Genomic DNA, 8,746 nt, shown 5'->3' with positions numbered 1-8,746 from the left:
TGCTTAAAGTTAATCTGAGCAGGGTTAGCCGGCCCCTAAGACGAGGCGGACACGCGTAGTCGATGGGAACCACGTTAATATTCGTGGGCCTGGTGGTAGTGACGGATCTCGTGTGTTGTTCAACCTTATTGGATTGGTTGGGCGGCGAAGAGGTTCCAGGAAATAGCTCCACCGTATAGACCGTACCCGAAACCGACACAGGTGGTCAGGTAGAGTATACCAAGGCGCTTGAGAGAACTATGTTGAAGGAACTCGGCAAATTGCACGCGTAACTTCGGAAGAAGCGTGACCCCATTTTACGCAAGTATGATGGGGTGGCACAGACCAGGGGGTAGCGACTGTTTATCAAAAACACAGGGCTCTGCGAAGTAGCAATACGACGTATAGGGTCTGACGCCTGCCCGGTGCTGGAAGGTTAAAGGGAGGGGTGCAAGCTCTGAACTGAAGCCCCAGTAAACGGCGGCCGTAACTATAACGGTCCTAAGGTAGCGAAATTCCTTGTCGGGTAAGTTCCGACCTGCACGAATGGCGTAACGACTTCCCCGCTGTCTCCAACATAGACTCAGTGAAATTGAATTCCCCGTGAAGATGCGGGGTTCCTGCGGTCAGACGGAAAGACCCCGTGCACCTTTACTATAGCTTTACACTGGCATTCGCCAAGGCATGTGTAGGATAGGTGGTAGGCTTTGAAGCAGGGACGCCAGTTCTTGTGGAGCCATCCTTGAAATACCACCCTTATCTTCGTGGATGTCTAACCGCGGTCCGTTATCCGGATCCGGGACAGTGTATGGTGGGTAGTTTGACTGGGGCGGTCGCCTCCGAAAGAGTAACGGAGGCGCGCGATGGTTAGCTCAGACCGGTCGGAAATCGGTCGTCGAGTGCAATGGCATAAGCTAGCCTGACTGCGAGACTGACAAGTCGAGCAGAGACGAAAGTCGGTCATAGTGATCCGGTGGTCCCGTGTGGAAGGGCCATCGCTCAACGGATAAAAGGTACGCCGGGGATAACAGGCTGATGACCCCCAAGAGTCCATATCGACGGGGTTGTTTGGCACCTCGATGTCGACTCATCGCATCCTGGGGCTGGAGCAGGTCCCAAGGGTATGGCTGTTCGCCATTTAAAGCGGTACGTGAGTTGGGTTCAGAACGTCGTGAGACAGTTCGGTCCCTATCTGCCGTGGGTGTAGGAATATTGACAGGATCTGTCCCTAGTACGAGAGGACCGGGATGGACGTATCTCTGGTGGATCTGTTGTCCTGCCAAGGGCATAGCAGAGTAGCTATATACGGAATGGATAACCGCTGAAGGCATCTAAGCGGGAAACCAACCTGAAAACGAGTGTTCCCTATCAGAGCCGTGGAAGACGACCACGTTGATAGGACGGGTGTGGAAGTGCAGCAATGCATGAAGCTTACCGTTACTAATAGCTCGATCGGCTTGATCGTTCTCATTGTTCATGTTCATCAACGATGAATTGACGTGTTCAAATCAAACGAAGCAATCGCTTCCCAGCTTCTCGAAAAACAACGCTTGTTGCGTTTTGCCGACCTGGTGGTTATCGCGGGGCGGCTGCACCCGTTCCCTTTCCGAACACGGCCGTGAAACGCCCCAGCGCCAATGGTACTTCGTCTTAAGACGCGGGAGAGTAGGTCGCTGCCAGGTCTGCAAAACGCAACATTCAAATCTTCTCATCACATAAGGGCCTCAAGCCCATAACAGAGGCCGCACATCGCGGCCTTTTTTGTTATAATATCAACTTCTCAGCAGTCACCACTGCTGAATGAGACTTCGCCAAAGGCAAAGTCATGGTGCCGCGGGGTGGAGCAGCCCGGTAGCTCGTCAGGCTCATAACCTGAAGGCCGCAGGTTCAAATCCTGCCCCCGCAACCACCGAAACTTGTAAATTCTCCCACTCGGGATATTTGCACCGAAGCTCCTCCGCGTAAGCGTCGAGGAGCTTTTTTTGTTTCTCCTTCGTCTCGATCTCGCCAGCTTCCAGCTTCTCGATGAAGTCCGCATGCACTTCGGCGACGAAGCGGCGCTCCATCAGGTCCAGCACGTCCATTTGCGCAAGGATGGATGAGATCAGGCCGTGGACTTCGAGGGTAGCCGGCTGGTGGCCCGGGGTCTTGCCGATCACCACCTTCTGCACCAGTGAGCGCACAATCGGCATCACCTGACGCTTGGCATCGTCGTTTTTGCCGCGACGCGCCTGCAGGAAGAAATGACGCATGCGCAGTTCCGTCTGGGCGGGATTGTGACGCTGCTTCAATTCTTCGATCTTCGCCCGCATGTCCGGCTCGGACGTGGTGAAGGCGTCGATCTCCCTTGCCAGGGCGACACGCTGGAGCTCGATTTGATCGAGCGTATCGTCGAGAGCAGTGAGGGGAGGGCGGCCTTGCATAGCGCGGTCGGAGATCTGCTGGATGATGCTCTTCTGCTTGCGCTCCAACTCGTTCAGTTCGCGCGTCATCTGCTCGCGCTCGGCTTTCGGGCGGCGAAGCTTTGATGTTTCCTGTTCGATCACCTTTGCCGACATAGTGTCGAACATCCCCAGGGAGAAGAAGGCGGCCGGCAGGCAATCGAGAACGCGGCTCTCCAGCTCCTGGCGGGTAATGGTCTTGCTGTTACCGCAGCAGGCGCCACCAAGCTCGTCGATCGGCAGGCGCTTCTTGCGGTTGGTGCAGCTATAGCGATCTTTGCCGCTAATGGCGTAAGGGCCGCCACATTCCGCGCATTCGAGCAGGTGACTGAGCAGGTATCCCGGGCGGTGCGTTGCATTCAGCCGGTTACTCTGCCCGAAATCGTAAAGCTCGCCGATCTCCTTCTGTCGCTCCTTCACCAGCGCCCAGAGCTTGTCGCTGACGATGCGCATCTCGGGCACATCAGCCAGCACCCATTCGCTCGCGTCGTTTGCGCGCGCGGTACGGCGTTCGGTTTCCGGGTTCTTGCGGTAGTTACGCTTGTTCCAGACCATGCGGCCGATGTAACTCTCATTGTTAAGGATGCCCGTACCACGGCTGACGTGACCGCGGATGGCGGTATCGCGCCACTTACGGCCGCGCGAGCCCGGGATGCCCTCTTTGTTCAAAAGCTGGGCGATGTCGCGTGGTGACATGCCGTCGGCATAAAGCGTGAAGATGCGGCGAACGATCTCGGCCTTCGCCGGATCGATCTCGCGTAGGCCTTTGATGCGATCGCCGTTCGCATCGCGCTGCTGGGAGAGCATGTAGCCGTAGGCGAGGCAGGTGGAGGCTTTGCCCTTCCGGACGGCCATCTTCATGCCTTCACGGGTGCGGTAGCGGATCTGTTCGACCAGTTCATGGCTGAGGGCGGCACGCAGGGCCATCTCCAGGTCGGTCACCGGCGCGCCGGCATGGACGGTCCAGATGTCCGCGTCGCAATAGCGAAGCTGTTTGAGGATTTTGGCGCTATGCTCGATGTCGCGCGACAGGCGATCGACGGTGACGCAAAGCACGACATCGATGCGGTCGCGCTTCACATGCGCCATGAGGCTCTGGATGCCGGGGCGGAGCTGGTAGCTGGTGCCGCTGATGGCGGCATCGGAGTAAATCTCCACGAGCTTCCAGCCCTGACGCGCGACAAAGGCCTTGCCGAGCTCGATCTGTGTTTCGATCGACACCTCGTGCTGGCGGTCGGTGGAGTAGCGGGCATAAAACAGGACATTCTTGGTCATTTGCGGAATTCCATATCTATTAATCTCTTCATGAACACTGGTCGGCATTGCCGGCCAGTTCGTTTGCAACGCGCTCAGCTCTGCTGCTTGCGGCGCCCTGCCAATCCTGCAGCACGCTCGGTTGCGGCATCCTGGCGATCCTTCACGCGGTCCCAGAGGTCATCACTGACGATGCGCAGTGCCGATACGTAATGGTAGTGATCGTCGCCCGCCTGTTTACACGCGCCAATGTAAGCCGGATTGTTGAGGATCCCGGTTCTGCTGGCGCGGTCGCCGCGGATCGCAGCGTCGCGCCAGATACTGCCGCGGGGACCGGCCACGCCTTCCGCATTAAGGAGAGCAGCGATCTTTGTCGGTGCCATCCCCTCGGCATACATACCGAAAATACGCCTGATGACGTCGGCGGCGACCGGATCGACGACCTTGAAACCGAAGATGCGCTGGCCGTCCGCATTGCAGGCGCCGGCATAGCGATAGCCGAATGGAAGGGGCGCGAAGTGTTTCTCCTCGCGCAGGTCGTCGGGCACGTGGGCAACGTGGCTGCCCATGGCAAACATCTTGCTGCGGTCATCGATATAGTACTCGGACAGGTTCCGGGCGGTGATCCGCTCGCCGGGATCGGCGGCCCAGAGTTCAATGCCCTTGCGAGCGAGTTCGCTCAACAGCCGGCTGGCGACATCAAATCGTGAGCACAACCGGTCCAGCGTATGGCAGAGGACGATATCGACTTTCTCACGCTCGATATAGGCGAAAAGCTTGCGCACGCCGGGTTGCGCCATGAAGACGACTTCCCCGATATCCTCGTCAGCATAGGACTTTGCGAAGGTCCAGCCATTCTCCTTGATGAAGCGGTGCCCGTAGTAGAGCTGCGTTTCGAGGCAGGCATGGACGTGGTCGCCGGAGGAATGGCGTGCATAGAACAGGACGTTCTTGGTCATGGAGTGATCTCCGTTCGAATTGGTGAAGTTGGGGGACATGGTAACCGGCGGCGGGGGACTTGAGAGCCCCGTCGCGATGCCGGGTCATCATGGCCCGGCAGGTGTGGGGTGCCGGCGGCAATAATTGCCGCCGATGAAGTGCCGCTCCTGAGCTCGTCAGTAACCCATCATGGAGCGATAGGCCGTGGCTTCATCGGTGTTGCCGCGAATCCAGCTATGCTCCTGAAGTTTGAGAAGGCTGTCGACGACGCCATCGCGTGCGCCGCACCACGTCCAGCCGGAATCGGCGGGGCGAATAATGAAGACCTCAGTGGCGGTCACCTTGACCCGTGTCGCGCTGGTCTCTGCCTTGATGGCTTCGCGAAACAGGCGATCCAGTTCCTTGATCTGATGCTTCTGCTCGGCCGTCAGGTTTGCTGACTGGACGCGCTGAAGAGTCTTCGATGGGATGGTTGTCGCGGGGATACGGTGGGTGACCACGAACACACGGTGCACTTCCTTGCGACGCCAGGGTGCCCGGTCGATATCGACCATAAGGCCGTTATTGGTCACATCGCAAAACAGCCCGCCACTGATCGCGACGCGGTGGTTGTTCATAAACACGACGCAAGGGTGGCTTTGCTGAACGCCCGTGCGGGCTTTGAGGTACGCAGCCAGAGTCGGACGACCTTTGACGTCGTGCCATTCGCCTGCATAGCCCAGCAATCGCAAGGTGCTCTCGATCTCGTCGTCGTGCATCTTCGTGATCGCGGGAGCGCGACGACGGTCTAGCCAGCCAGCGCCATGACGGTGGAGGCGCACGGCATCGCGGACGCGCGACATCGGTTCACCCGTGATGGACGCCATGGCTGCCGTGCCGGAATGCAGCCGGCATTTGGTGTCATTGTCGACATCGTTGAGGTGATGGGTTTTAACCGCAACGATGGCAGACGGATGCTGGATGATATTCGACATGGAATCTCCTTATAGTCGTGGATCGTCGTCGCTTTCGACGGCGAACCACGCGGAGAACTTCCTCGCGCATGCGGCCGGTGCAGATTCCGAGACCGGAATCATCCTTGCACTCGATGTCCCGGGACGGCTGGATCGTGGCGCCGTCGACATGGAAAACGTGAACCATGGGCGCCTCCTTTCCGTTGCGGGCTGGCCTGTTGAACACTTGTCGGTGCCAATAGCGCACAAAGCCCGACACTTCTCAAGTGTCCTTATCCGCATGGCTTTCGATGCCAGTTTGCCGAAAATTACCGAAATTCCCGAAATGGCACGGCCGGAACCGTTGATCGGCGGGGAAACGCCATCAGCGGCCCAAACGGCGGTAAGTCATTGTTAGGTATAGAGTTATGAAAACTGTTGCGGATGTGCAACGCACTTGTTGCCGGGACCTGTCCGTCAATCGTGGATCGAGTGTCGGCCCACGTCCCCCCGTGAAAGTGCTCGAAACATTCGATTCAGGATAAACGGCGTTTAACCGAGTAATGGGGGGAGATGTCGTAGAGATTGCAAACGCCGTTAGGTGTTCCAGTGGCAGCGCAAGGTGGACACGACGGGGCCGTAGGCAGGTAGACGAAACCGCTCAGGCGCCTTCGTCGGCACCGTCAGGATAAAGCAGATGGGGCTTGCGGCGGAAGGGCCAGTCGCCATCCTGGTACTTCTCAACAAGCCCATCGAAGACGGTATGGGATTCATGCTCGTCGAAGCCCTGCTTGACCAGCATCCTGACCACCCGTTTTTTAAAGTTTCCCAGCGTTTCCGTCGCTCCCTCGGCTGCCATGGCGGAGATCATCATGAACAGCGCCGTGCGGGCCACATCGTCGCGTCCGGGGCGCTTGGCCTTTCTGTCGGCATCACGCAGCTTCTGCTGTCGCTCGCGCTGTTTGGTGTTGCGGATCTCCTCGGACTTCGCTGGCATGCACTCTTCCCCGTCAGGTCTTGGGCTACGGATGCCAGACCGTTATCGCTACGGCAACTCCGTTTGCATGGAATCGGAAATCCCGGTTTATGAATCGTTTTATTGGGGTTCTGAATCAAATGAACGCAATTTGAGATCAATTACGGGCACGTTGAGACAGGTCGAGATAAGTTGGCGAGGGACAAACGGCGGCCGTGAATCAAATGGCCAGCGTTTGGAATCAAAAATATCGGACCTTGAATCAAATGAGCGCAATTTGTCTCGACGTGCGGACACGTTGAAACGACTTGTGGGCAAGCTGACGGAAATCACAAGCGGCTTCCTGTCGCGCTTGCGCCTGCAGGATCATCTCCATTCCGGAATATGAGGCGGCGAACCGAAATCGTCCCGGCCGTTTGCGCGGAATGTGCCATCTCCGGGTGGGAATCAGGCGTTGCCCTTGACGGCGAGACGCTGGCTTCGTGTTTACTTCGTCGCGTGTTCCCGTGACCGCAAAACTACTTCGTGAAGGCCTTAAATGTGGGAGGTCGGCTATCCGGCTCCGGATTCTGGATTTTGCGGTGAAATAATATCGATCAAATATGAAGTGGAAATTATTTGCGAATATCGTATATATCGATATTAATTGATTAATATATCGTTATATCTTAAATAAATCCGCCGAAAACTGCAGGGATATAAAGATTATAATCGAATATATACTTTAAAGATGTTTTACTTGAATTTGCATTACATCCGTATTGGCGCAATCATATAGTCATCCGATGCGTTGTTCGTCGGATACATTGTAAACGCGTCACACGGAGACTTCCATGCGCACCAGAAATACCGAGACCACTGCGACCGCCGCCTTCTCCTATAACTATGAAGAGGAGGGGATCGGGCACACAACGCGCGATCTGCTCGAAAGCAGTGCGGCCCATATCTTCGACCTCGGGCGCCGCACCACCGAGCAGACTTTCGAGCTCGGCGACCACTTGAGCCGTGCTGCCGACCTGCTGGCCGACGGCCGGTTCGACAAATGGGTAAAGATGCGCTGCGGCCTCTCCGCGCGCAGCGGTCGCAATTATATGGCGGTGTTCCGCAACCTCGGCCATGTTCGCGACGAACTGGTCGATCTCTCGGTCGGGGCAACAGCGCTGTTCCATCTGAGTTCCGCAACGACCGACCAGATCACGGCGGCCATTGCCTTTGCCGAGGAGAACGGGCGTCTGCAGGTCGTCGACGTAAAGACCATTCTTTCCGGTGGTGAGGAGGGTGGCGACAAGGCCGAGAAGGACGATCAGTTCTGGGTCGGCGGTGTGGCTGGACTGAAAGTGTTGATTGCGGCCAAGATCCGCGATGGAGTGAAGGTGTTCATCGAGCACGTCGCGACGATCTGCAAGGCGGTCGAGGCTGCGCTCAGCAGAAGCCGCGTGATCAAGGAGGCGCTGGCGAAGGAAATCCAGGATATCGCCCGCGTCGCGCGTCAGGAACTGGAAAGCCTGGCCCTGTTCATCGAGCCGGAGCTCGATTATGGCCGCAACACCAAGCCCACGAAATTCCCGAAGAAAACCGGCTGGACGGAGGTCAACGACACGCTCTACACATTGGGTGGCGTCGATGGCTGGCCGAAGTCAAAAGACATGCGGGACTGGCTTGCGCTGCATGTACTTCCGGTGCTCGGTTGGGCGGTGTCCAAAGAGCGGAAGCCGGAATGGCCGCTCGCAGCGTCAACTGCTCCAACTTGCGAACCGGCGGTTCCGGCAGAGGCGGACAGCGTCGGCGATCATCACGATGCCGAGCCGGCTACGTCGGACAAGGTCTCTGATGATGCCGAAGTCCCGAATGAGGTGATCGACCGGTTTGGCGCGGCGCTGGAGGAGGCGACCGGCGGCTTCATGACGGTCAGTCGGGAGGTGCCGCGAAACCGCAAGCAGTTTGCCAAGGTGCCGGCGCTTGCCGATGACAGCGTCGCCGATGTTGAACTCGCGCCGGCCGTCACGCGGTAAGATGCAAGTTGCACGAGGGCCGGGCGACCGGCCTTCCCGCCAAACTCGAAAGGGCCGCATGTCGGCCCTTTTCCTTTTGCCTGATGATGGCGAGCGAAACGCTGAGGCCGACCGTTGCGATCACCGGACGCGTTCGTTGGTCCGGACTTCGTGAGCCCACCGTTAACTATGTACCGGCTTTGTTCTTTTTTGTTGTTCCGGGTCCTTGAGCCC

At 57.7% G+C, this 8,746-nt stretch carries 7 protein-coding genes, 1 tRNA gene and 2 rRNA genes (1 of these 10 only partly in view); 6 read left to right on the top strand and 4 right to left on the bottom strand.

All coding sequences use genetic code 11. The annotated features are described in order from the left end of the window. From FY156_17005 to FY156_16995, 3 genes are all read left to right on the top strand, one after another. Positions 1-1,451, top strand: a 23S ribosomal RNA gene (locus FY156_17005) (it extends 1,354 nt beyond the left edge of the window). A 95-nt stretch (positions 1,452-1,546) separates the two neighbouring features. Beyond that, a 5S ribosomal RNA gene (gene rrf / locus FY156_17000) occupies positions 1,547-1,661 on the top strand. A gap of 150 nt (positions 1,662-1,811) precedes the next feature. Next, a tRNA-Met gene (locus FY156_16995) sits at positions 1,812-1,888 on the top strand. Here the strand turns inward: FY156_16995 and FY156_16990 are convergent. The 3 genes from FY156_16990 to FY156_16980 form a co-directional block, all read right to left on the bottom strand. Further along, complete coding sequence (locus FY156_16990; GenBank protein UXS05129.1) at positions 1,845-3,695, bottom strand: recombinase family protein; 1,851 nt, start codon at positions 3,693-3,695, stop codon at positions 1,845-1,847. The two genes, FY156_16995 and FY156_16990, sit on opposite strands and share 44 nt — an antisense overlap. 74 nt (positions 3,696-3,769) lie before the next feature. Next, a complete protein-coding gene (locus FY156_16985; protein UXS03269.1) occupies positions 3,770-4,672 on the bottom strand; it encodes a recombinase family protein in 903 nt (300 codons plus the stop codon). A gap of 117 nt (positions 4,673-4,789) precedes the next feature. Further along, positions 4,790-5,587: a hypothetical protein gene (locus tag FY156_16980; GenBank protein UXS03268.1), complete on the bottom strand. Its 798-nt coding sequence runs from the start codon at positions 5,585-5,587 to the stop codon at positions 4,790-4,792. On the opposite strand from FY156_16980, the gene FY156_16975 reads away from it, so the two are divergent. Continuing rightward, positions 5,586-5,963: a hypothetical protein gene (locus tag FY156_16975; GenBank protein ID UXS03267.1), complete on the top strand. Its 378-nt coding sequence runs from the start codon at positions 5,586-5,588 to the stop codon at positions 5,961-5,963. The two genes, FY156_16980 and FY156_16975, sit on opposite strands and share 2 nt — an antisense overlap. A 243-nt stretch (positions 5,964-6,206) precedes the next feature. Here the strand turns inward: FY156_16975 and FY156_16970 are convergent, their stop codons facing one another. Continuing rightward, positions 6,207-6,542, bottom strand: a complete 336-nt coding sequence (locus FY156_16970) for a hypothetical protein (GenBank protein UXS03266.1) — start codon at positions 6,540-6,542, stop codon at positions 6,207-6,209. A 67-nt stretch (positions 6,543-6,609) separates the two neighbouring features. Here FY156_16970 and FY156_16965 point away from each other — a divergent pair, with 67 nt between their 5' ends. After that, positions 6,610-6,909 (top strand): hypothetical protein, encoded by a 300-nt coding sequence (locus tag FY156_16965; GenBank protein UXS03265.1) that lies wholly within the window; start codon positions 6,610-6,612, stop codon positions 6,907-6,909. Positions 6,910-7,354: 445 nt separating this feature from the next. Beyond that, on the top strand, positions 7,355-8,533 hold the full coding sequence (locus FY156_16960; protein ID UXS03264.1) for a hypothetical protein: 1,179 nt from the start codon (positions 7,355-7,357) through the stop codon (positions 8,531-8,533). The last annotated feature ends 213 nt before the right edge of the window (positions 8,534-8,746 follow it).

Source organism: Agrobacterium tumefaciens (genome assembly GCA_025559845.1).
Lineage (GTDB): Bacteria > Pseudomonadota > Alphaproteobacteria > Rhizobiales > Rhizobiaceae > Agrobacterium.
Note: the sequence above shows the minus strand (reverse complement) of the source record. Positions and strands in the feature narration are given on the sequence as shown.

Coding starts and splice junctions, on each gene's coding strand:
- FY156_16990 (UXS05129.1), bottom strand. CDS start 3,695: ATGACCAAGAATGTCCTGTTTTATGCCCGCTACTCCACCGACCGCCAG.
- FY156_16985 (UXS03269.1), bottom strand. CDS start 4,672: ATGTCCCCCAACTTCACCAATTCGAACGGAGATCACTCCATGACCAAG.
- FY156_16975 (UXS03267.1), top strand. CDS start 5,586: ATGGAATCTCCTTATAGTCGTGGATCGTCGTCGCTTTCGACGGCGAAC.
- FY156_16980 (UXS03268.1), bottom strand. CDS start 5,587: ATGTCGAATATCATCCAGCATCCGTCTGCCATCGTTGCGGTTAAAACC.
- FY156_16970 (UXS03266.1), bottom strand. CDS start 6,542: ATGCCAGCGAAGTCCGAGGAGATCCGCAACACCAAACAGCGCGAGCGA.
- FY156_16965 (UXS03265.1), top strand. CDS start 6,610: ATGGAATCGGAAATCCCGGTTTATGAATCGTTTTATTGGGGTTCTGAA.
- FY156_16960 (UXS03264.1), top strand. CDS start 7,355: ATGCGCACCAGAAATACCGAGACCACTGCGACCGCCGCCTTCTCCTAT.